Origin of the sequence: Nonomuraea antri, assembly GCF_013283785.1 — a bacterium.
GTDB classification, from domain to species: domain Bacteria; phylum Actinomycetota; class Actinomycetes; order Streptosporangiales; family Streptosporangiaceae; genus Nonomuraea; species Nonomuraea antri.
In genome coordinates, this window is the sequence record NZ_JABCPZ010000023.1 from 21373 (window position 1) to 44730 (window position 23358).

19 protein-coding genes are annotated in these 23358 nt (G+C 72.0%); 5 read left to right on the plus strand and 14 right to left on the minus strand.

What is annotated here, in order from left to right:
- Positions 1-221: 221 nt before the first annotated feature.
- On the plus strand, positions 222-1280 hold the full coding sequence (gene hisC, locus HII36_RS10690; RefSeq protein ID WP_173522952.1) for a histidinol-phosphate transaminase: 1059 nt from the start codon (positions 222-224) through the stop codon (positions 1278-1280).
- Between the two features lie 37 nt (positions 1281-1317).
- Here the strand turns inward: hisC and HII36_RS10695 are convergent, their stop codons facing one another.
- Positions 1318-2202 (minus strand): EamA family transporter, encoded by an 885-nt coding sequence (locus HII36_RS10695; protein WP_236003368.1) that lies wholly within the window; start codon positions 2200-2202, stop codon positions 1318-1320.
- Between the two features lie 231 nt (positions 2203-2433).
- On the opposite strand from HII36_RS10695, the gene HII36_RS10700 reads away from it, so the two are divergent.
- A complete protein-coding gene (locus HII36_RS10700) occupies positions 2434-2916 on the plus strand; it encodes a rhodanese-like domain-containing protein (protein WP_173522954.1) in 483 nt (160 codons plus the stop codon).
- Between the two features lie 1004 nt (positions 2917-3920).
- On the opposite strand, the gene HII36_RS10705 is transcribed toward HII36_RS10700, so the two are convergent.
- The 4 genes from HII36_RS10705 to purD form a co-directional block, all read right to left on the minus strand.
- Positions 3921-5210 (minus strand): GTP cyclohydrolase IIa, encoded by a 1290-nt coding sequence (locus HII36_RS10705; RefSeq protein WP_173522955.1) that lies wholly within the window; start codon positions 5208-5210, stop codon positions 3921-3923.
- A 201-nt stretch (positions 5211-5411) separates the two neighbouring features.
- A complete protein-coding gene (murA, locus tag HII36_RS10710; RefSeq protein ID WP_173522956.1) occupies positions 5412-6677 on the minus strand; it encodes a UDP-N-acetylglucosamine 1-carboxyvinyltransferase in 1266 nt (421 codons plus the stop codon).
- 79 nt (positions 6678-6756) lie between these two features.
- On the minus strand, positions 6757-7593 hold the full coding sequence (locus HII36_RS10715; RefSeq protein ID WP_173522957.1) for a phosphoribosylaminoimidazolesuccinocarboxamide synthase: 837 nt from the start codon (positions 7591-7593) through the stop codon (positions 6757-6759).
- Entirely contained in the window at positions 7590-8804 is a 1215-nt protein-coding gene (gene purD / locus HII36_RS10720; protein ID WP_173522958.1) for a phosphoribosylamine--glycine ligase, read from the minus strand. The genes HII36_RS10715 and purD overlap by 4 nt, the downstream gene beginning before the upstream one ends.
- Before the next feature lie 381 nt (positions 8805-9185).
- Between purD and corA the strand changes: the two genes are divergently transcribed.
- Positions 9186-10295, plus strand: a complete 1110-nt coding sequence (corA, locus tag HII36_RS10725) for a magnesium/cobalt transporter CorA (RefSeq protein ID WP_173522959.1) — start codon at positions 9186-9188, stop codon at positions 10293-10295.
- Between the two features lie 13 nt (positions 10296-10308).
- Here the strand turns inward: corA and HII36_RS10730 are convergent, their stop codons facing one another.
- Entirely contained in the window at positions 10309-11259 is a 951-nt protein-coding gene (locus HII36_RS10730; protein WP_328807676.1) for a glycerophosphodiester phosphodiesterase family protein, read from the minus strand.
- 81 nt (positions 11260-11340) lie between these two features.
- Between HII36_RS10730 and HII36_RS10735 the strand changes: the two genes are divergently transcribed.
- Together HII36_RS10735 and HII36_RS10740 are read left to right on the plus strand one after the other, a co-directional pair.
- On the plus strand, positions 11341-11997 hold the full coding sequence (locus HII36_RS10735) for a GNAT family N-acetyltransferase (RefSeq protein WP_217369376.1): 657 nt from the start codon (positions 11341-11343) through the stop codon (positions 11995-11997).
- Positions 11998-12091: 94 nt separating this feature from the next.
- Positions 12092-12952 carry a glycoside hydrolase family 16 protein gene (locus tag HII36_RS10740; protein ID WP_173522961.1) on the plus strand — a complete coding sequence of 287 codons (861 nt, stop codon included), beginning with the start codon at positions 12092-12094 and terminating at the stop codon, positions 12950-12952.
- On the opposite strand, the gene HII36_RS10745 is transcribed toward HII36_RS10740, so the two are convergent.
- The 8 genes from HII36_RS10745 to HII36_RS10780 form a co-directional block, all read right to left on the minus strand.
- On the minus strand, positions 12933-15239 hold the full coding sequence (locus tag HII36_RS10745) for a glycosyltransferase (protein ID WP_173522962.1): 2307 nt from the start codon (positions 15237-15239) through the stop codon (positions 12933-12935). The genes HII36_RS10740 and HII36_RS10745 overlap by 20 nt on opposite strands.
- A complete protein-coding gene (locus HII36_RS10750; RefSeq protein WP_173522963.1) occupies positions 15236-16129 on the minus strand; it encodes a glycosyltransferase family 2 protein in 894 nt (297 codons plus the stop codon). The genes HII36_RS10745 and HII36_RS10750 overlap by 4 nt, the downstream gene beginning before the upstream one ends.
- Positions 16126-18474, minus strand: coding sequence for a hypothetical protein (locus HII36_RS10755; protein WP_173522964.1), 2349 nt, complete (start codon positions 18472-18474; stop codon positions 16126-16128). The genes HII36_RS10750 and HII36_RS10755 overlap by 4 nt, the downstream gene beginning before the upstream one ends.
- Entirely contained in the window at positions 18471-19502 is a 1032-nt protein-coding gene (locus HII36_RS10760; RefSeq protein ID WP_173522965.1) for a glycosyltransferase family 2 protein, read from the minus strand. The genes HII36_RS10755 and HII36_RS10760 overlap by 4 nt, the downstream gene beginning before the upstream one ends.
- Complete coding sequence (locus tag HII36_RS10765; RefSeq protein ID WP_173522966.1) at positions 19492-20634, minus strand: glycosyltransferase; 1143 nt, start codon at positions 20632-20634, stop codon at positions 19492-19494. Before HII36_RS10765 ends, HII36_RS10760 begins: the two co-directional genes overlap by 11 nt.
- On the minus strand, positions 20631-21782 hold the full coding sequence (locus HII36_RS10770) for a glycosyltransferase (RefSeq protein ID WP_173522967.1): 1152 nt from the start codon (positions 21780-21782) through the stop codon (positions 20631-20633). The genes HII36_RS10765 and HII36_RS10770 overlap by 4 nt, the downstream gene beginning before the upstream one ends.
- A gap of 5 nt (positions 21783-21787) precedes the next feature.
- Positions 21788-22198, minus strand: coding sequence for a hypothetical protein (locus HII36_RS10775; protein WP_173522968.1), 411 nt, complete (start codon positions 22196-22198; stop codon positions 21788-21790).
- 208 nt (positions 22199-22406) lie between these two features.
- On the minus strand, positions 22407-23330 hold the full coding sequence (locus HII36_RS10780; protein ID WP_173522969.1) for a glycoside hydrolase family 16 protein: 924 nt from the start codon (positions 23328-23330) through the stop codon (positions 22407-22409).
- Positions 23331-23358: the final 28 nt, after the last annotated feature.

Genomic DNA, 23358 nt, shown 5'->3' on the forward strand with positions numbered 1-23358 from the left:
CGGTGCCAGCGATCATCAATACACGGGCCAGGCCGCGCTTGATGGCATCGCGAACGTCGGTCGGCGATCTGGAGAATGGCGACCAGGCACGCCGGGGGTATAAGCCACCCCATCACACATTCCGTCCGGACGTTCGTCGCCATGGCGGGATTCACCTGCTCAGGACCGTGCAGGCGGGGACGGGTGATGCTTCATTTGGCGGCGCCTCTTAAGGTAAGGCCATGCCTCGTTTCCGTCAGATTCTGGACACCATGCCGGCTTACAAGCCGGGTAAGGCCGTCGCCACCCCCGACGGCCGGTCGTACAAGCTCTCCTCCAACGAGTCGCCCTACGATCCGCTGCCTTCCGTGGTCGAGGCGATCGCCGAGGGCGCGCGCCAGATCAACCGGTACCCCGACCCCGGTGCGATCAAGCTGACCGAGGCCATCGCGGCGAAGTACGGCGTGCCGGCCGAGCACGTCGCGCTGGGCGCCGGTTCGGTGACCGTGGCGCAGCAGCTGTTCGAGACCGTGGGCGAGCCGGGGGCCGAGGTCGTCTACGCGTGGCGGTCGTTCGAGGCGTACCCGCTGCTGGCCGACCTGGCCGGGGTGCGTTCGGTGATGGTGCCGCTCAAGGGCGAGGACCACGACCTCGACGCCATGGCGGAGGCGATCACCGACGACACCCGCATGATCTTCGTGTGCAACCCGAACAACCCGACCAGCACCGCCGTCCGCCGCGCGGAGCTGGAGGCGTTCCTGGACCGGGTGCCCGAGCGGGTGCTGGTCGTCCTGGACGAGGCCTACCGCGAGTACGTGCGCGACGAGGACGTCCCCGACGGCCTCGACCTCTACCGCGACCGGCAGAACGTCTGTGTGCTGCGTACGTTCTCCAAGGCGTACGGGCTGGCCGGGCTGCGGGTCGGCTACCTGATCGGGCACGAGCCGGTCGCCGCGGCCGTCCGCAAGACGATCATCCCGTTCGCGGTGAACCACCTGGCCCAGGTCGCCGCCATCGCCTCCCTCCAGGCCGAGGACGAGCTGCTGGAGCGGGTCGACCGGGTGGTCAAGGAGCGCGCCAGGGTGCGTGAGGCGCTGCTCGCGCAGGGCTGGACGGTGCCGCCGACCGAGGCCAACTTCGTCTGGCTGCGGCTCGGTGAGCGCACGCTCGACTTCGCCGCCGCGTGCGCGGTCGAGGGCGTGGCCGTGCGGCCGTTCCCCGGCGAGGGCGCGCGCGTGTCCATCGGCGACCCGGAGGCGAACGACGCCTTCCTGGCCGCCGCCGCGGCCTTCCCGCGCTGACGGGTACGTATCAGGGCCCTCGCCTGGAGGGCCCTGATCAGACCTTGACCTCTTCCCGTGCCGGGGCCTTGGATCTGCGTTCTGTCGACACCACCAGGGCGACGCCGATCAGGATCACCACGCCGCCGAGCACGATCTGCGTCGTCACGTTCTCGTTGATCACCAGCACGCCCAGCAGGACGGCGACCACCGGGTTCACGTACGCGTAGGTGGAGACCAGCGAGATGGGCGCGTTGGTCAGTAGCCAGGTGTAGGCGGTGAAGCCGACCAGCGAGCCCACCAGCACCAGGTAGATCAGCGCGGCCCAGGAACGTCCTGAGACGGCGGCGAGGTCGAGCCGCTCGCCGAACGCGGTGCCGGTCACGGCCAGACCCGCCCCGCCGACCAGCATCTCCACCGTGCTGGCCGCGAACGGGTTGGCGGGCATCGGGATGCGTCCGGCCAGGAACGAGCCGATCGACCACGACAGCGACGCCAGCAGGATCACCACGATCCCGGTGGTGCTCGACGCCGACCCGTCGGCGCCGTTCAGCGACAGTGCCGCCACGCCGGCGAACCCGACCAGGACCCCGGCCAGCGTCAGCGTGCCAGGCCTGTCCCTGACCACGAACCTGAACACGACCAGCCACAGCGGCACGGAGGCCACCAGCAGCGCGGCCAGGCCGCTGGAGATGTGCTGCTCGGCCACGGCGACCATGCCGTTGCCGCCGGTCAGCAGCAGTACGCCGACCAGCGCGGCGCCGCCGAACTGGCGCAGCGTCATCCTGAAGGGCGCCCAGCCCTTTCTGATGATCAGGAAGCCGCCCAGCAGCAGGCCGGCCGTCACGAATCGCAACGCGCCGTGCAGCATGGGGGGCATGCTCTCGATGACGATCGCGATGCCGAGGTACGTCGACCCCCACACCACATAGACGATCGCCAACGCTCCCCAGACCAGGAGCGGAGCTCGGCTGTCAGTGGCGTTTGAAGTCATAGGTCCTGACTTTAGCGGGCGAGTCCGACAAAGCACTCGCGGGTATCAGACTGTGCGTCATGGCGGGATATTAGCGATAGGCGGCATTCGTGCCACTGTTGGGGGTAAGTGGCCCGCTGGCAGGATTCAACCCGTCAGAGCACCCCGCACCCGCCCCGCCCTGAAGGGACAAGTCAGGAAATGTCCGCCGTCACCGCCGCCGTAGCCGGCGCCGTCACTACCATCCCGGCCGCCGACAACGCCGCCGCGCTCGCCCACTTCGCCGCCCGCCTCGCCTTCGAGACCGACGTCTCCGACGTCGCCGCCGACCTGGCCGCGGGCGTCCCCGGCGTGGTGGTGGTCGACTCGCGCAGCCAGGAGAGCTGGGACCAGGGTCACGTCCAGGGCGCCGTCCACCTGCCCACCGGGGAGATCGCCGCCAGGGCGGCCACGTCCATCCCGGCGGACGTCACCGTGGTCACCTACTGCTGGGGCCCCGGCTGCAACGGCGCGACCCGGGCGGCGCTGGAGTTCGCCAAGCTCGGCTACCGGGTCAAGGAGATGATCGGCGGCTTCGAGTACTGGGCCCGCGAGGGCTTCCCGGTCGAGACCCGCTCAGGCGTCTCGCGCAAGCCCATCGACCCGCTCACCGCCCCGGTCTCCGGCATCGCCTGCGCCTGCTGAGCGCGAGAGCCGGCCTGGCCACCACCTACGTGGGCCGAGCTCCAGCACCAGCGCGGGCAGGACGCCCTCCCCGGGGTTCCGGTCCAGGCAGGGCGCTCAAGGCGGCTCTGAGCCCGTCCAGGGCCGCGTCGCTCGTCTCCTTGATCGCCCGGTAACACGACCGGCGCCTGGTCCGGCCGCCGGTCCATCACGTGCGGCGCCACCCGGGCCCGCGTGCTGGTCACCGCCGGCGCGTGGCCGACCACGTCGGCACCTCCCTGGCCCGTGCGCAGCCGCGTCGACGCTCCCGTGGATGACCACCTGGTGATCCTCGGCTGGATCGTGGCGCCCTGGGCGGACGGTGGGGGGATGGCCGGGACGGGCCTGGTACGCCTGACGCCACCGCTCGGCCACGGCCCCTGGGCGCGCGAGCCGCAGAACCGGCCCACAGGGATGGCCCAGCCACAGGAATCTCACCCTCGCGCGTTAGGCCACCGCGTACGGCGAAACCCGACGGAACCCCAGGCCCGCAACCATGCCCCCGATGAGCCGAAACCCAGCCAATCGATACCAGGAACGCGCGTATCGCCGCCCACAACGGCGTTCACGGCCCCCTCGGCCGCTCCGGCGCCCGGCGCGAAGGCGGGCAGACCGTCCGCGATCAGGACGTGCCGCCGCGCGAATCCCCGCAGGGCCAGCCAAAACCGTCCACGACAACAGTGCGACGGGGAGAGGCGGTTGACATCGGCGTCTCGACGTAGTCGTGCGTACGACGCCGGATCCAGAAAATTTGGTGCCCCCGTCCGAATCCCGTCGATCGGGGGCGTCGGAGAACATACCCGCATCTACTCGGGTCAACCAATAACTTCACAAGAGTCGGCACTTAGTCCGGAAGCGCGCTCAGGCGAAGCGAAGACGGGGGCCCGCCGCCCGGAAGGGGAAGGAGGGCGACGGACCCGTATTGGGGGCACCGCTGATCCGGAACGCGCGGATCGGTCAGCGGGGGCCGAGCCGGCGCGGCCGGGTCAGCGGGGGCCGAGTTTCTCCACGATCAGCCGATACAGCTGGCGCGGACGGCCCGGCTGCGGCGTGCGGTTCGGCGGTAGCGGCCACGCGAGTCCCTCGTCAACCAGCGTGCGCAGCAACCGCCGGGCCGTACGAGGCGTCACGCCCAGCATCTTGCCCGCGCCTTCCGCGTCGACGACCGTGTCGCCGCCTTCGAGTTTCGCCGCCAGCCTGGCCAGCACCTCCACGCCTTTCGGCTTGAGCGTGGTCGTGCCGGTCGGTGGCATCCTGGGCGCCGGGATGAGCGCGCGGCCCTCCCGGTCCACCGCGAACCCCTGTGCCTGCTTGCCCGCCTGCGTACGCGCCAGCGCGGCCCTGGCGTGCGACTCCGCGTCGTGTGTCGTGCGGCCCATGCCCACGCCCACCTCGACCGCCAGACCCAGCTCGTCCCTGATCCTGGCCGCGAACGGCAACACCCTGAACCCGTCGGTGGCCGCCGCGATCGAGCCCCTGGTCGCGGTGACCAGGTAGCTGTGATCGTCGATCGGCCAGACGGTGGCGTTGATCCGGTTCGCCTCCTGGACCAGCAGCCGGTGCAGCGACAGCCGCAGCTCGTCGCGCCAGTAGCGGGGCGCCGCCCGGCGTACCGGCTCGCGCAGCGTCGGCACCTCCACCAGCACCACGGTGAGCTGCGACTCCTCCAGCCGGTGATGCGCGCCCAGCAGCGCCGCGGTGTGCAGCGCGGTGCGCACGGCCGCCGAGGTCGGCTTGATCCTGATCACCGCCACTCCCGCCGCTTGCAGGCGTTCGGCCACCGCGGGCAGGCACGTCAGCGCTCCCGTCGTGGCGCCCTGGCGGGCCAGGCGTTCGTGGTAGGCCGCGATCGTCCCGGTCGCGCCGGGTTCGTCGCGGCTGTGCACATCCGTGGCTGGTATCCCCAGATCTGTGTACGCCTCCTCGACGTCAGCCCGGCTCACCACGTCGATGCTGACCCGTTGCGGGTCCATGCGCGCATCGAGCGCGGCCTTGGCCAACGCCGCCACCAATGCCGCTCCGCCGAGTTGCACGTAGGTCGCGGGCATCGTCAGCACGCCTGAACGCCTGGCCAGGTCATAAGGGACCGGGCTGGCGAACAGGCAGGCATCGACACCAGGACCGAGCCGCGTCACCTTGTCAGGTGCCTCTTGCTCATCCCGGTAGGCGGCCGCCACCAACCGGCAAGGCAGCGGCGCGGCCGCGTGTCCCATCAGCATGACTCTTTCGACCAGGTCGTGGGGTCCGACCACGCCGATGGTGAGGTCCGGTGTCATGGCGCCCGGGCGTGACACTCGGGGAGTTTCTTCGGCCCTCTCGACCAATGTTCGTCCCATCCTGCCGTCCGTTGCAGTGCTCTCTTTTGGAACGATCGCTCGCGGGGGCCGTAATGTCACGCCCGACTTTTCCGGAAAGCCGTTCTGGTTGACCGCCCGAGAAGGTGTCTCAGCAGCTCATCGGGGATTTTCTCACGTTTTTCAACGCTCGGAAATCTCTCGTGTAATGTCCGCGCCGAGTGCGCGCATTCGCGCCGCGAGATGTGCGTGGCCGCGATCGATCAAGTATCCGGACTCGATCACGGTCTCGCCTTTCGCCGCCAGTCCGGCCAGCACCAGTGCAATCCCCGAACGCAGATCGTGTGCCGTCACCCGGGTTCCGGTCAGCGGGGTGGCGCCGTGCACGACCGCCCGGCTGCCGTCGACCTCGACCGCGGCGCCCATCTTGTTGAGCTCGCCGGCCAGTGCGAACCTGCCGTCGAAGATGCGCTCGTGGATGTAGCTGGTGCCGTCGGCCAGCGCCGCGACCGTCATCATGGGCGACTGCAGGTCGGTGGCGAAGCCAGGATAGGTGTCGGTGATGATGTTGATCGGCCGCAGCGGGCCCTCGCACCGCACGTGCAGCACCGCGCCCTGGCGGGCGAACTCCACGCCCATCTGCTCCAGCTTGTAGCGGACCACGCCCAGGTCGAGGCCGGTGCCGACGAGGCTGAGCTCGCCGCCGGTGATCGCCGCGGCCATCGCGAACACGCCCGCGTCGAGCCGGTCGGGCATGACCGTGTGCTCGACCGCGTGCAGCTCCTCGACGCCTTCGACGGTGATGAACCCGGTGCCCGCGCCGCTGATGCGCGCGCCCATCTTGGTGAGCATGTCGATGACGTCGAGCACCTCGGGTTCGAGCGCCGCGTTCTCGATCACCGTGGTGCCCTTGGCCAGGGCGGCGGCCATGATGAGGTTCTCGGTGCCGGTGTGCGACGGGGTGTCGAGGTAGAGCGTGGCGCCGGCCAGCCCGGACGCCTTGACGTGGATGACGGTCTCGCCCTCGTCCACGATCGCGCCCAGCCGTTTGTAGCCGAGGTAGTGGAAGTCGAGGTTGCGGCTGCCGAGGTTGCAGCCGCCGACCCCTTCCACGATCGCCTCGCCCAGCCGGTGCAGCAGCGCCGGGGTGAACAGGACCGAGCCGCGGAAGCGCCGCGCGATCTCGGCGGGCAGCACCGGGCTCGACAGCCTGGAGGCGTCGATGACCAGCGTGCGCTCGGACTCGTGCAGCTCGACGTACGCGCCGACGGCCTCGGCGAGCTCGACCGCGCGGCGGACGTCCTCGATGATCGGCACGTTGCGCAGGACGGTGCGGCCCTTCGCGGCGAGCAGAGCCGCACCGATCATGGGGAGCACGGCGTTCTTCGCGCCCTGGATGAACGCGGTTCCACGCAGTGCGTTGCCACCGCGCACGCGGTAACGGACCATTCGTGCGGCTCCTTGAACAATTAACGGTCGGGCTCGATCGGGCCAACAGTAGCCGCTAACACCACGTGACCCAGCCGAATCATCCGCTAAAGGGAGCTCCGGTGATGCGCTCATACGCTTCTAGGTATCGCTGCCTGGTGCGTTCGACCACATGATCGGGAAGCACTGGTGGGGGGTTTCCGGAGGATTTGTCCCATCCTGATTCGGATGAAGTCAGCCAATCCCTGACATATTGCTTGTCAAAAGAAGGCTGAGCGCGGCCCGGCCGCCACTCGTCGGCCGGCCAGAAGCGCGAGGAGTCGGGGGTGAGAACCTCGTCGCCCAGCGTGAGCACGCCGTTCTCGTCCCAGCCCAGCTCGATCTTGGTGTCGGCCAGGATGATGCCGCGCTCCCTGGCGATCTCCGCGCCGCGCGTGTAGACGGCCAGCGTGATGCGGCGCAGCTCCGCCGCCGTCTCCTCGCCGACCTCCGCGACCACCTGCTCGTAAGAGATCGGCTCGTCGTGCTCGCCCATGGGCGCCTTCGTGGACGGCGTGAAGATCGGCTCGGGCAGCCGGGAGCCGTCCTCCAGCCCCTCGGGCAGCGCGACGCCCGACACCATGCCGTCGCGGCGGTAGTCGGCCAGCCCTGAACCGGCCAGGTAGCCGCGCGCCACGCACTCGACCTGGACCATCTTCAGCGGCTTGCACAACACGCTGCGCAGGTCGGGGCCGATGCCCGCGAGGTGGTTGGGCACGACGTCCTTGAGCTGGTCGAACCACCACAACGACATCTGGGTGAGGATGGCGCCCTTGTCGGGGATGCCGGGTTCGAGCACGTAGTCGAAGGCCGAGATCCGGTCGGAGGCCACCATCAGCAGCAGGCCGTCCTCGGTCTGGTAGAGGTCGCGTACCTTGCCGGAGTGCACGTGCTTCATCGGGCGATGTCCGTCCTGTGGTGCGAGCCGCGCAGCTGGACCCTGGAGACCAGCTCGTAGGCGTGGGCCCGGGCGGTGTCCTGGTCGTGGCCGGTGCCGACGACGGTGAGCACCCGGCCGCCGGCGGAGACGACGTCGCCGCCCGACCGCGCGGTGCCCGAGTGCAGCACGTAGGCGTGCTCGGTCGGCTCCAGGCCCTTGATCACGTCGCCCTTGACCGGCGTGGCCGGGTAGTTCTCCGCCGCGACCACCACGGCCACCGCAGAGCCGGGCTTGAACACCGGGTCGGGGCCGAGCTCGCCGGTGGCGCAGGCCATCAGCAGGCCGCCCAGCGGTGTCTCCAGCCGGTCGAGGACGACCTGGGTCTCCGGGTCGCCGAAGCGCGCGTTGAACTCGACCACCTTCGGGCCCTTGGACGTCAGCGCCAGCCCGACGAACAGCACGCCCTGGAACGGCAGCCCGCGCTTGGCCAGCTCGCCGATCGTCGGGTGCACGACCTCCCGCATGAGCTGGTCGGTCAGCCCCTCGGGGGCCCAGGGCAGCGGCGTGTAGGCGCCCATGCCGCCGGTGTTGGGGCCCTCGCCGCCGTCGTAGGCCCGCTTGAAGTCCTGGGCGAGCTGCAGCGGCACCGCGGTGCTGCCGTCGCAGAGCGCGAACAGCGAGATCTCGGGGCCGTCGAGGTATTCCTCGATCACCACGCGCTCGCAGGCCAGCGCGTGTGCCAGCGCCGTGTCGTGGTCGTCGGTGACGACCACGCCCTTGCCCGCCGCCAGGCCGTCGTCCTTGACCACGTACGGGGCGCCGAACTCGGCGAGCGCGGCGGCGGCCTCGGCCTCGGTCACGCAGGTGCGGGAACGCGCGGTGGGCACGCCGGCCGCGGCCATGATCTCCTTGGCGAACGCCTTGGAACCCTCGATCATCGCCGCCTCGCCGGACGGCCCGAAGCAGGCGATGCCCGCCTCGCGCACCGCGTCGGCGACCCCGGCGACCAGCGGCGCCTCCGGGCCCACCACGACGAGGTCGACCCGCAGCCGCGTGGCCAGCTCGGCCACCTGGGCCGGGTCGAGCGGATCGACGGGATGCACGGTCGCGACGTCCTCGATGCCCGCGTTGCCGGGGGCACAGTGGAGTTCAACGACCTGGGGATCGAGTTGAAGCGAACGGCACAGGGCGTGCTCACGCCCTCCGGAACCAATGACTAGAACGCGCACGCGCCCCATTGTCGCAGCACCGCCCGGCCGCCGCTCACGGGTCCATCGCCGGCGCCCGGCCGATGTCTGCCGCACACCAAATGCAGGAATAGTCCCCGATCTTTGTCGAGTTCTACCTGATACCGAGGCCCGCCGACCGGTATCGTCGGTTGGGTTCACCCGCCTGTGGTAAGTTAGGGCGGCTTTGCGGCGTCTCGTGTGATTGGAGGTGGTCCGGGATGAATCCTGGTGATCCCAGCAGTACGTGGTCAAACACGTACATCTTGCATACCCCCGACCACTCCAATCCGGCAGCCTGATCGTGCCTCCACGCATTTGTGTCGATTGAGGTGACTTTTCATCGCGCGTGGAGCGTGCCAGGTCGGGCGGAAAGGGACTGCCATGCGCTCGTCCACGCTTTTCCGTCGCATCAACCGTCACCCTGTCAAGCCGCACACCGTGCACCCGGCGCCCAAGCCGGTGCGTGAGGTCTGCGTGCCTCCTGTCGACTCCATCGTCGAGTACGGCGCCTACATCGAGGGCAAGAAGGTCAACGCCTCGGGCATCGTCGAATCGCTCGACCTGGTGCGCGAGCACAACAAGGGCTCGGACGGCGTCAACGCGTTCGTCTGGGTCGGCCTGCACGAGCCCGACGCGCCCGAGGTGGAATGGCTCGCCGAGGTGTTCGGCCTGCACCCGCTGTCCGTCGAGGACGCGGTCAAGGCGCACCAGCGCCCCAAGGTGGAGCGGTACGGCGATTCCCTGTTCATGGTGCTGAAGACCATCGCCTACCTCGACCACGACGAGCTGACCGCGACCAGCGAGATCATCGCCACCGGCGAGATCATGGTGTTCCTCGGCGTGGACTTCGTGGTGACCGTGCGGCACGGCGACCACTGCCCGCTGTCGGAGGTGCGTGAGCGGCTCGAGGACCGGCCCGAGCTGATGAACCGCGGCGCGGCCGGCGTCCTGCACGCCATCTCCGACCACGTCGTCGACCAGTACCTCCAGGTCGCCGACCTGATGCAGCTCGAACTCGAAGAGGTCGAGGCCACCGTCTTCGCCGACGTCAGCTCCCGCGACATCAACCGGATCTACCAGCTCAAGCGGGAGATGCTGGAGATGAAGCGGGCCATCACGCCGCTGATGGCGCCGCTGTCCGCGCTGCCGCAGCGGCGCGTCATCCCGTCGGAGATGCGCGAGTACTTCCGCGACGTGGGCGACCACCTCTCGCGCGTGTGCGAGCAGGTGGAGTCGTCGAACGAGCTGTGCAGCTCGATCCTGCAGGCCGCGCTGGCCCGCTCGAACGCGCTGGCCAACGAGGACATGCGCAAGATCTCGTCGTGGGTGGCCATCCTGGCGGTGCCCACGATGATCGCCGGCATCTACGGCATGAACTTCGACTTCATGCCGGAGACCAAGCAGGTCTGGGGCTACCCGGCGGTGCTCGCGGTGATGATCACCGCGTGTGTCCTGCTGCATCGCGGGTTCCGCCGCAACGGCTGGCTCTGAGGCGAGCCGGGGCTCAGACTCCCACGGGCCTGAGCGGCCCGATGGGGTCGGGCAGTTCGAGCCCGCGCTCGCGCCACAGCTGACGCATCCGGTCCGGGTAGTCGGTCACCACGCCGGCCACGCCCAGGTCGAGCATGCGCACCGCCACGGCCGGGTCGTTGACCGTCCAGACCGCCACGTCGAGGCCGGCCGCCGCGACCTGGGCCATCAGGCTCTCGTCGACCATCACGTGCTCGGGCGAGAGCGTGGTGGCGCCGGCCGCGCGGGCCGCGGCCGGGACGTCGTCGCCCAGGTCGCCGTTCCAGTGCAGCGTGTCGAGCTCGATCAGGGCGAAGCGGCGGGTGCCCGGCGCGAGCTCGGCGGCCCGCGAGACGATCCGCCAGTCGAAGCTCAGCACGGCCGCGTTGCCCAGCCTGCCGTGCCGGTCGAGCTCGTCGATCACCAGCTCGGTGAACATCGCCGGGTCGGCGCTCAGCTCCGGCCTGGTCGGGTCGGACTTCAGCTCGACGTGCAGCCGGACGTTCTCGGCCTCGAAGGCGTTCAGCAGCCCGAGCACCGCGCCCAGCGTGGGCATCCTGGTCTCCGGGATGGCCGCCTGGGTGAGCGCGAACGGGTCGTCGAGGTGGCGCGGCCACCTGATGCCCACGTCGAGCGTGCGGAGCTGGGCGAGGGTGAGCGCGTTGATCGGCTTGCCCACGTACGGGTAGAGCGGGTCGCCGGGGCTGAGCGGCCGGGTGTCGGCGCTGGTGACGGCCGAGACCGTGAGGTCGTGCGTGAGCACGAGGCGGCCGTCGGCGGTGAGCGCGACGTCGATCTCCAGGGCGTGCACCCCGAGCTCCATCGTGCGGCTCAACCCGGGCAGCGTGTTCTCGGGCCACAGGCCCCTCGCCCCTCGATGACCGTGAATCTCAACGCGCACACCGGGGACACTACCCGCCGCATGCCGCGATCCCTGTGCCGCCACGCCGTGTCCTTTTTATCCCTCTACGCCCGGTCAGGGGTTATTCGACACTAAATGCAAGTAAATGGCAATAAGGTGAATGTCATGACCGAGGCTCTCCAAACGGTCCATCCCGGAACCGTTCGTGCATGGGCGGACGGATGGGCGATCTCCCGCAGCGTCCCCCGGCCGGTCACCGAGCCCTGGGGCGCCCGGATCGAGGTCGGCCTCCCCGGCCACGTGACCAGGCACATCATCCCGAACCCCACGCAGGAGACCCTCGAACGCCTGACCGCCGCGATCACCGTCCCCGGCACCTGGCTGAAGATCTGCGCCCCGGTGGAGACGGTCGCGCCGTGGATTCCCGGCACCTGGTCGGTCAAGGTCGAGGAATACATGATGACCGCGACGCTGACCCGTGCCGCTCCCCGGCCGAGGGCGGTCGCGCCGCCCGGCTACACGCTCGCGATCACCACCCGCTCCGGCGTGACCGTCGCCCGGCTGCTCACCGACGACGGGGAGATCGCCGCCAGGGGCCAGTTCGCCGTCTCGGGCCGCACCGCGGTCGTCGACCAGGTGGAGACCGCGGTGAACCACCGACGCCGCGGACTCGGTACCGTGATCATGCGCACGCTGGCGGCCACGGCCTGGTCGGCGGGCGCGCGCACCGGCGTCCTCGTCGCCACCGGGGAAGGCCAGGCGCTCTACCGCACGCTCGGCTGGTCGCTGCACACGGAGGTCACGGCCGCCGTACTCACCTAGACGGCGACCAGAGGCGGACGGGGCCGCGTCGAGGAGTGATTCCCGGGGAAGTCACTTCTACGATGTCGGCACGTCTTCCTGAGGAAGAGGTTTCATGCTCGCCAGGACCAGGTCGCGCGGCCTACGCGTGGTGCTGTCGTTATCCGCGGCGTTGATCCTCACCGCCGCCACGCTGACCGTGGTGATCAGCCGTGAGCCGCCCGCGCCGGGGCGTGACTCCGGCCAGGAGTGGCGGCTGGTCTGGTCCGACGAGTTCGACGGCCCGGTCGGCCCGCCCGACCCGGCCAAGTGGAACCTGGTCGACGACCACCTCGGCTACAACAACGAGCTGGAGTACTACAGCCCGCGCAACGCCGCGCTCGACGGCCGCGGCAACCTGGTGATCACCGCCCGCGACGACGACGCGCACCTGCGCGACTGCAGCCCGCGCGTGTGCGCCGCCACCTCCGCCCGGCTGTTCACCGCGGGCAAGTTCGCGCACCGCTACGGCCGCCTGGAGGCCAGGCTCAAGCTGCCCGTCGGCCAGGGCATGTGGCCCGCGTTCTGGGCCAGGCGCTCGCCCCAGGGCAGCGGACGCGGCGAGATCGACATCATGGAGTACCTCGGCCACGAGCCCGGCACCGTCCACGGCAACCTGCACGGCGAGCGCGGCTACGACGCGGTCAACTCATACCGGTTGCCCGGCGGCGCCAGGTTCTCCGACGACTTCCACGTCTTCGCCGCCGACTGGTACCCCGACCGCATCTCCTTCCTGGTCGACGGGCAGGTCTACGCCACCGAGCACCGCTCCGCCGCGCCGCCCGGCGGCTGGGACTTCGACGTGCCGTACTACCTGCTGCTGAACCTGGCCGTCGGCGGCGACTGGCCGGGCCCGCCGGACGACACCACCCGCTTCCCGCAGCGGCTCGTGGTGGACCACGTCCGCGTCTACGCCGCTACCGGCCCGCCGCAGTGACGCCCCGGCGGCCCGTGGCGAAGCTCGACACCAGCACGCCCACGCCGAGCAGCAGCGACAGCCCCTGGGCCAGCGCCCACCCGAGCGCCGCGGCCTCCAGCCCGACCGGCAGCAGCACCGCCACCAGCCCCAGCACCAGGACCGCGTTCACGCCGTTCATGAAGACGTAGGCGCCGGTGCGGTCCCTACTGATCAGGATCGTGTCCACCAGGTAGTTGCCGCCGCTGACCAGCGCCGCCAGGCCCAGGATCCGCAGCGTCTGCGCGGCCTGCGCCGAGTAGCCGGAACCGAACGCGGCCAGCAGGTACGGCGCCCCCAGCACGACCACCGCCACGGCGGGGACGAGCAGCCCGTAGACCCCCACCAGCGCCTTGCGCAGGTACCGGCGCAACGAGATCCGCTGCGCCTCGGCGAACAGCACCTGCGCGCTCGCCGAAGGGATGAAGTTGAGCACCGCCGCCACCTGGAAGGCGATCGCGAAGTACGCCGCCGCCTGCGGCCCGCGCACCGCCAGCACCTCCAGCGGCACCACCGTGCTCGGCAGCATGCCCAGCGCGGTCGCCACGTATCCGGCCGCGGAGAAGGGCAGGTACCTGCGCAGCAGCTCACCGGGCCGGGCCCGGCGCACCGCCCGGGTCAGCCGCGGCCACAGCGCGGCCCCGCCGAGCACGGTGGCCAGCAGCGTGCCGCCGCCGTAGGCGAGGATCAGGCCGTCGACGCCGAGCGGCACCAGCGGCACCGAGGCGCCCACCTTCACCGCGATGCCGGCCAGGTTCTTGGCCAGCAGCGGCCCGGTGCCCCTGGTCGCGATCAGCCCGGCGTCCAGCGTGCCGCCCACCGCGGTGACCATCACCAGGACGGTGACCATCGCGACCGTACCCGGCTGGCCGACCAGCTCCGGGCCGCCGGGCAGCAGCGGGGCCAGCACCAGCAGCGACGTCAGCGCCAGCGCCCCGCCGGCCGCGCCGACCGCGGTCACCGCCATGGCCGCGAGCCCGCGCGGATCGGCGGCGGTGGTGAGATGGCGCAACATCGTGGTGGGCAGGCCGAGCGCGGCGACGGTGGACAGCAGGTTCACGCTCGCCGTCACGGCGGTCAGCCAGCCGACGGCCTCCACCGGGTAGTTGCGGGCGGCCAGCGTGAAGAACGCGAACCCGCCGGCCGCCAGCAGCACCGTGTTGACCAGCAGCAGGAACGTGCCCCGCACCAGCACGTTTCGCAGCAGCGAGGCCAGCCTGGAGTCCCCGGTCCCGGTGACGGTCGCGTAGGCGCCCCGGGTGGCGCGGGCGATCCTGGGCCAGCCCGGGCTCCTGACGTGCGCCAGCGCCGCGGCCGACATCGCCGCCAGCGTCGCCGCGTCGTACGCCACCGCCTTGCGCAGCGCCGCGCCCAGCCCGGCCACGCCGCCCTCGTAGCGGACCAGGGCCTCGGCGGGCAGCGCGGCCAGCTCGGGCAGCGCGGGCACGATCAGCGGCCGGCCGTGCCCGAGCGCGAGCAGCGCGCTGCCGCTGGTGGTGACCTCCCGGAACGGCAGCACCACCACGTCGGCGGCCGCGAACAGCGCCGCCACCTCGCTCTCGGGCACCTGGCCGAGCCGCAGCTCCACCCGGCGGTCGGCGGCCGCGGCCAGGCGGGCGGCGAGCGCGGGGTCCGGGCAGGACCCGGCCACCACCAGGCGCACCCCGGGCCAGTCGGGCAGCGCGGTGAACGCCGCCAGCAGGTCCTCCACCCCCTTGTACGGCTCGATCCGCCCGAAGAACAGGAACGTGCGCGGCCCAGGGGCCAGCCCGGGCGGCGGCAGCGGCGGCGCGGGGAACGGCCCGTGCGGGATGACGGCGGCCCGCGACGGGACCGCGCCCAGGGCGGCCAGCCGCTCCAGCGCCGACGAGTGATGCGCGATCACCAGGTCGCAGCGCCGCACCAGGGCGCGCCTGGCGGCCACGTCGTCGGCGAACACCTGCCGGTGCGGCAGCACGTTGTGCGCGGTCCACACCAGCCGCAGCCCGAGCAGCCGCACCACGGCGAGCACGACCGAGAACCAGAGCTGCGCCGGTCGCCGCGTCGCCGCGCCGCCCGGCAGCGCGAACTTCCACACCCAGTGCAGGTGCACGACCCTGGCCCCGCCCAGCCGCCGCACCGCCAGCTCGGCCGGCAGCAACACCAGGTTGAGCGTGTGCGAGAAGGTCAGCTCGCCCAGGTAACGCACCCGCACGCCGGACGCGCGCAGCTCGTCGTGCAGAAGCTCCTGGTACGGGTTGGAGTCACGGGGAAAGACCAGCACCTTCATCGGACGGCACGGCCCAGCAGTGAGGCGAGCCCGGCCAGCACGCCCGCGCCGTACAGCAGGTGGTCGGCCAGCACCCGCACCGGCCCGTTGCGCCGGTTGCGCCAGGCCGGCACCAGCAGCAGCAGCGGATAGAACGGGAACCACACGGTCAGCGGCAGTCCGAGCAGGAAGAGGGGATAGACCACCACCATCGGCTCCCTGCGCAGCAGCAGCGCGCGGCGGGCGCGATGCTTGGCGTACAGCCGGGCGCGTGCCTTGCCGTAGACGAACGAGCGGCGCAACTGCCTGCGCGTGTCACCCCACTCGTGCGTGACGACCGCGTCGCCGGCGCTGCGGATGCGGTGCCCGGCGTCCTGGACGCGCCAGCTCAGATCCACGTCGGAGCCGTAGCCGAAGCTCTCGTCGAAGCCCGACACCCGGTCGAGCACCGCCCGGCGTAACGCCAGGTTGCCGGTGCCGCACTCGTGCAGGTAGCGGTCGGCGGCCCGGCGGCGGGCGTCGTGGTCGTAGAGGCTGTCGCGGCCCGCCGGCGCGGTGACCAGCCCGCACACCACGCTCTCGCCCTCGTCGAGCATCGGCGCGACGAGGTTGCGCAGCCAGTCGTCCTGGGGCAGGCAGCCGGCGTCGGTGAACACCACGATCTCGCCGGCGGCCGCGCGCACGCCCGCGTTGCGCTGGTGCGCGATCGACACGCGCACTCCGGGCGGCGGCGTGTAGGCCGTCCAGCGCACGTGCGGGTGCGCGGCGGCGATGGCGTCGAGCCTGCCCCGCGAGGCGTCCACGACCACGATCTCGTACGGGTGCCCGGCGGACTCGGCCGCCCGGGTGACGCCGTGGAGCGTGTCGTCGAGCTCGGGTTCGTCCTTGCTGACGATGACAATGGAGATCATCGGTGGAACACCTTCGTGGCTCCGCTCGTGTACACGAGATCGTAGTGCGCCTCGAGGAAGGCGGTCGGGAACGCGTACAGGGCGAGCTGGTTGTCGAACAGCGACCTGGCCCGGCCGACGGCCGTGTTTGTCCAGCTCGCGTACACCCAGGCCTTCTTGTCCAGGGTGTGCGGCGTGATGTCGGTGTGGATCCGCCGGCCGGGGCCGAGCTCGGCGAACAGCCGTAGCTGGGCGTACCTGTCGGCGTAGAGCCGGTCGGGCGAGTCGCCGATGGCGTCCTTCAGCCAGCGGGCTCCGGCCAGCTCGGCGGCGTACATGCAGTAGCGCTCGCAGTCCTCGCCGCGCGTGGTGAGGTGGGCCGCGCGCTCGCCGCCGAGCAGCGCGTTGTCCAGGCCGCTGCCGGCCACGAAGACGGCGACGACCGCCGCGCCGGCCAGCCCGGGCACCGGGCGGACGAGCCCGCGCAGCACCGGCGTCCACCGGCGGCGGCGCCGCGGCGGGCGGAGCGCGGCCGCCCTGACCCGGTGCAGCAGCCAGAACATCGCGACGGCGACCAGCGTCAGCGCCTGCAACTGGGCCCGGCTCTGGTTGTAGGCGGCCGACAGGGTGCCCGACAGCCGCAGCAGCACCAGCGCGCCCAGCATCGGCACGGCCAGCGCCCCGCACAGCCGCACCAGCCTGGACGAGCGCCGGCTCAGCGCCATCACCAGCGCGCCCACCAGGCCGAGCAGGTTCGCCAGCTGCTGGGCGAGCAGCACCCCCAGGTCGAGCGCCGTGCTCACCCCGGGGGCGAGCTTCCGCGGCGCCGGCACGCCCGCGTCGCCGAGGGTCCAGCGCGGGTCGTCGACGTCGGCCGCGGGCGTCACCGACGCCTTGGGCGGCCGGTACTTGAGCACCACCCGCTTGGAGTACAGGTACGTCGAGATGCGGGTCACGTCGGTGCCGCGCAGGTAGGCGGCGACCAGGTTCCCCGCCGTGTCGGCCCCGGGCAGCAGCCGCAGGCCGTCGGCGCTCAGCGCGGTGCGGAACTCGCCGATGTTGGCCGTCGAGCCGGTGATCGGCACGTACCACAACACGCCGGCCAGCAGACCGGGCACCAGCGCCGCCACCACCGCGCGCGGCGCGACGCGCGGCCGCCGCGCCAGCCACGACACGCCCTGCACCACCAGCGCCCCGCCGAGCATCGCGGCGGTGAAGTACGCGGTCGTGTAGTGCGAGACGACGATGCCCGCGCCGAACAGGCCGAGCAGCCCCGCCTTGGGCCACCTGGGCAGCCGGGAGTCCAGCAGCGCGCCGCACAGCGCGGCGAACAGCAGCATGGCGATCTCCTGCCTGGCCAGCGCGGGGAACTGCTGGGCCAGCGCGCCCTGCGCCGTCACGAAGCCCGCCGCCGCGAACGCCCATCCCACCGGCACGAACCGGGTGGCCAGGTGGAAGATCGCGACGGGGAACATCGCGAAGATCGCCGGATAGACGAGCTTGAGCACCAGCACGACCGGCAGGCCGGTCAGCGCGTGCAGCTCGGCGGGCAGCACGGTGATGCTGAGCATCGCGCCGTAGGCGTCGGGGTGCGGCCCGGTCACCCAGATCCCGGACGTCACGCTCTCCTGGGCGACGGCGTACTCGGAGGCGATGTCGAAGCCGTAGACCAGGTCGCCGCGCAGCGCGTACGACCACATCATGGCCAGCGCCACCGCGTACAGCAGCACCGCCGAGCGCCCCCGGCCCAGCCGCCCGGCCAGGGCGATCCCGGCGGCCAGCACGAGCGCGCCGCAGGCGACGGCGGCGATCGCCACCGCCGGGCCGTGGCCGTGGTTGAGCCGCAGCGCCCCGGCGGCGGCCAGCAGCGGCAGCAGCAGCGGCAGCGCCAGCCACCCGGTCGCGGGCAGCGAACGCCACGGGACGGCCGTGTCGGCCGGCGCCCGCACCCCGGCGAGCAGCAGCGCCAGGCAGACGAGCTGGAACCCGGCGAGCAGTGGGCCCGGCCGCAGCGGCGTCGCCGGGTCGAACGTGGCGCCGAACACCGCGTCGAGCACCGGCCCTGGCACCGCGCCGAGCAGCGGCACGAGCAGGGCCACCGCGAGCCCGGAGACCATGAGCACGATCAGCGAGGCGGCGGGCACGTACAGCGGGAACGCCGCCACCCTGGCCCCGGGCACCCGCAGCGCGCGCAGCAGCAGGCAGCCGGGCACGATCAGCAGCAACGGCACCAGCAGCAACTGGGCGGCCCACAGGTGACGAACCTGGGTCAGCCCGACGATCAGGGCGAGAGCCGCGCCGTACAGCAGCACCCGGCCGTCACGCTCGCGGGCCGTCGCCTGCCCGTCGCGCTCGGGAGCCGTCACCCGCCCCGCCCTTCGAAGCCGCCGCGGAAGGCCCACAGGCCGTGCAGGAAGCCCAGGTTCTCGCCCGTCTCCTGGGCGAGCTTGACGTAGGGGTCGGCGAGCGATTCGAGCCCGCCGCCCGTCACGGCGTGCCGAACCCCGGCGGGGTAGAGCAGCAGCGGCAGCAGCACCGGCACGACCGCGAGCACCGGCGATGCCACCGCCGTCAGCGCGAGCAGCGCGACCAGCACCGGCCAGGGGAACAGCGTGGGCCGCACCCCCGGCCACTTCAGGTACTGCATCGCGGCCCCGCGCCCGTAGGCCAGGCTGCGCCGCAGCAGGCCGCGCAGGGTGGGCACGCAGTGGTGCAGGACCGGCGCGTCGGGCACGAAGACCAGGCGTCCCGCGCCGTGGCGCCGCAGCCGGCGCGACAGGTCCTCCTCCTCGGCCGCGTGGCGGAAACGCGGGTCGAAGCCGCCCGCCGCCAGCAGCCGGTCGCGCCTGAACGACATGTTCCCGCCGCTGAAGGCGTAGACGTCGCGCCGCCCGTTCCTGGGCGCGCGCGGCCGCCACTGCCGCCGCAGGTACAGCCAGAGCCGGTACGGCAGCGCCGCGCTGACCGTGAGTTCGAGCTCCAGCGGCTGGTGCCGGTTGTCGCGTTCGAGGAAGCGCGCCAGGAAGCCCGCGCCGGTCGCCGGGACGATCGGGCCGCCGACCCCGGCGACGTCGTCCCCGGTGTAGCCGGACAGCAGGGTCTCCGCCCAGCGGGGGCCCGGCTCGCAGTCGTCGTCCAGGAAGGCCACGACCGGCGCGGCCGCCGTCCGCAGCCCGGTGTCGCGGGCCGCCGCCGCGCCCCGGTTGACCTCGTGGCCGACCACCGTCGCGCCGCCGGCGCGGGCGACGTCCGAGGTGGCGTCGGTTGAGGCGTCGTCCACGACGATGATCTCCAGGTCGGCGCGCACGGTCTGGACGGCCAGCGCGCCGAGGGTCAGGCCGAGCCGGGCCGAGCCGTTGTAGGAGCAGATGACGACCGACAGGCTAGGGGACATGACGCCCCGGCACGGTCGAGCGGGCGGCCGCCAGGTAGAGGTCGATCGTCCGGGTCACGACGGTGTCCAGGTCGGTCCCCCGGTCGCGCGGCACGGCGGTGTCGTCCCCGCCGCCGCTGTCGAGGAAGTCGGCGATCGTCTCGGCCAGGCGGCCGGGGGAGCCGGGGGGAACCGTCCAGCGGGAGCCGTCGAACAGCTCGCCGAGCCCGCCCGCCGTGCTCGCGATGACCGGCACGCCGTAGGCCGCCGCCAGGTTGGCCACCCCGCTCTGCTCGGCGTCGCGGTAGGGCAGCACCACGGCCTCGGCGGCCTCGAACCAGGCGGCGATGTCGCCGTCGGGCACGTACCCGGTGAAGACCAGCCGGTCGCGCACCCCGGCGGCGCGCGCCAGGCGGCGCACCACGGCCCGGTGCGCGTGGTCGCGGGCCTCGAACAGGCGGAACGGCCCGTGCCTGCGGCGTACCGCGCCGGCGACCACCACGCGCACGTCACGCAGCGTCTCGCGCGGCAGCAGGCCCAGCGCGCGCACCAGGTCGTCGAGCCCCTTGCTGACGTGGATGTGGCCGAAGGCGAGCAGCACGCGGGCGTCGCCGAGCCCGAAGCGCATGCGCAGCGCGGCGGCCGAGCCGGTGGCGCGCGGCGGCGGCACGGAGAAGTGCGGGATGACCACGCCCTTGCCGGCGCCGCCCAGCTCGCTCAGCGTGCCCGCGGCCGCCCGCGTGTGGACCACGACCCGGTCGCAGCTCGCCACGATCCGCCGGTACAGCGCGCGGCCCGGGCCACGCAGCAGCGCGGTGTCACGGCTGACCTCGTGCAGGGTGGCCACCACCGGTACGTCCACGCCGGCGGCCAGCCAGCGGGTCACGGCCGCCACCCGGGCGCCGAACGCGGGCACGGCGAACTGCACGTGCACCACGTCGGGACGGAACCCGGACACCGCCCGGCGCAGCGGCTCGGCCGAGCCGGGTCCGCGCAGCGCGCCGACGACCTCTTCCGGCGCGTCCGGGTGCGGGCGGGCGGCGACCACCGCCACCTCGTGGTCCCGCTCACGGACGGCGTGCGCGAGCACCCGCATGTAGACACCGATGCCGTCGCGGGCCGGGGGATAGGGGCCGACGAACAGGATCCTCATGGCAACATCGCCTTCACCACGTGCGCGGCGATCGATTCGAGCGCGTACTCGCCGACCCACGACTCACGCTCGGGCTCGTCGCCGTCGGGCGCGTCGAGCGCCCGCGCGAGCGCCGCCGCGAACGCGTCCAGGTGGTGGTCGCAGACGATCCCGCGCCGGGTCCGCAGCACCAGATGCTGGGCCAGGTTGTCGCGTGCCGAGGTCGTCACCACGGGCACGCCGCAGGCGATCGCTTCGAGCACGGCGATGCCGAACCCCTCGCGCGTGGACGGGAAGGCGAACACCCGGGCCGCCTTGACCAGCGCGTACACGTCCTTCTGCTCGCTGACGTCGTGCCGGAACTCCACCGCGTGCGCGATGCCCAGCCGCTCGGCCTCGCGGTGCAGCGCGTCGCGCTCCGGGCCGTCGCCGATGATCCGGCAGCTGACCGCGCGGCCGGTGGCGTGCAGCCGGGCGACGGCGGCCAGCAGCAGGTCCAGGCCCTTGTGCCGCATCAGCCTGCTGACCACGACCAGGTCGGTGCGCCGCTCGTCCGGGGATGCCTGTTCCACCTGGGCGAGGTCGATGCCGTTGGGCGCGATGGTGATCCGCGCCCGCTCGCCGAGCTCCGCGCGCAGCCGCATGGCGGTCTGGGGCGAGACGGCGATGATGCGGTCGGGCGCGCGCATCGCCAGCCGCTCGATCCACCACGCGGGACGCCAGCGCCCGCCCATGCTCTCGCGCCAGTACTCCGGCCCCCACACCTCGTGCCAGGTGGCGACCAGCGGCTTGCGGCGCAGGGTCGCCACCAGGCGTAAGGGCAGCAGGTGCAGGAACGGGATCTGGTCGACGTTGAGCACGTCGAAGCGGTGGCGCAGCAGCCGCAGGCAGGCCGCCGCGAACGTCAGCGCCTGCCAGACGGAACGCACGCCCTGCCGGTACATCGGCAGCAGGCGGGAGATCGCGTGGAAGGTGATGCCGCCTTCCGTGCGCACCCGGGGGCCGTCCCACCAGCGCATGGTGAACACGTGCACGTCGGCGTACGGCGCCAGGTGCGGGCCGAGCTCGTGGTAGCGCATCTCCCTGCCGCCGAAGCTGTAGGGATGGATGGCGTCGGTGACCAGGGCCACGATCGGCCGCTTCCCCCCGTGGAACACCGGCTGGCTCATCCGGCCTACCCCTCGTCGATGTCGGCCGAGCAGACGGCCCGGTGGGTGATGGCCTGGCCCCCGGCCAGCTCGACCCTGATGGTGATCGGTCCCGGCGCGCACAGCGCCTTGGTCGGCGGCGTGATCGTCACGGACTGGCCGTCGGCCAGCGTCACGCGCCCGTTCGCGACGGCCCGGGTGCGGCCGGACTCGACGAGCCGTACCGACCAGGCGTGCTCGCGCTGCCGGCCGGTGACGTTGCGGATCGTGAAGGCGGGCGGCACCAGGAACGAGGTGGCGGGCACCCGCCCGGGCAGCGCCGTGGGCGTGGCGAAGGCCAGCTCGGTGTACCCGGCGGGCGCGCCGGCCAGGCCGGCCGCGAGGAGCAGGTCACGCCCCTGTTCGGTCTGCGCGCCCAGCCCGGCCGCGACGACCATGACGAGAACGACGGCAGCCGTTGACGAGTTAAGGCTGGGGAAAAATCGCGTCATGTAGGGCGTGACTTATCCATTGTTGCGAATAGGACGACTGATCCTAATGCACTTCAGGGGAAATTTGTCACTTTGTATGACTGATGGTGCAAATGTTATGAAGGACCGTTCCAATCGGACATTTGGCTGTTTATCCGGCTAGGAACTGCGGAAATCAGCCGCGCCCGATCTGCCGGTACACCCGCACCCAGTCGACCACCATCCGGGCGGGAAAGCGGGTCGTCGCGTTCGGGTTCCCCACCCAGCCGCCGCCCACCTGCAGGTTGAGAATCAGGTAGAACGGCTTGTCGAACGGCCAGCCCGGGTAGCGGGGGTACTGGGCGTACGGCTCGCCGTCCACCCACCAGGTGATGCTCTCCGGCGTCCAGTCGACGCCGTAGACGTGGAAGCCCGCGTCCAGCCGGTCCGGCAGGTAGACCTTGCCGCCGCCCTTGCGGTCCTTGGAGTGCGTATAGCCGCGGACCAGGCGCGGCTCGTGGCCCCGGTTCTCGACGATGTCGATCTCGCCGTACGTGGCCGAGCCGGACCGGCCCGCATCGACGCGCTTGAGCCAGAACGCCGGCCAGAGCCCCTGGCCGAGCGGCAGTTTGATGCGGGCGGCGAACCTGCCGTACGCCTGGGCGAAGCTCGTCCTGGTCTCCAGCCTGGCGGAGCTGTAGCGGCACGGGCCGTACCAGCAGGGGGTGGCCGGGGCCGCGGCCCCGGTGCGCTGGGCGGAGATGACCAGGTGGCCTGAGCCGTCGAGCGCGGCGTTGGACGGGCTGTAGTAGTGCAGCGCCTTCCTGTTCGACCAGGCGGTGCCGGTCAGCGCGTCCCACTTGGCAGGGGTGCCGCGCCCGGCGAACTCGTCCGACCAGCTCAGCTTCCACCGCACGGCGGGCAGCGCGAGCGGCGGCGGCGCGATCGACTGCAGCGGGGCGGGCGCGCTCGGCGGCCGGACGGGGGCCGCCTCGCCCAGGCTGCGCACCCCGGCCGCGCTGATCGCCAGCACGGTGACGCAGGTGCCGATCGCCAGGGCCCAGGAACGTGAACGGCCGCGGCCGTCGGCCGCCGGACTTCGTTTCGTCCCGCTTCCCATAAATAATGACTTCCGGCGAGGTTCCGTC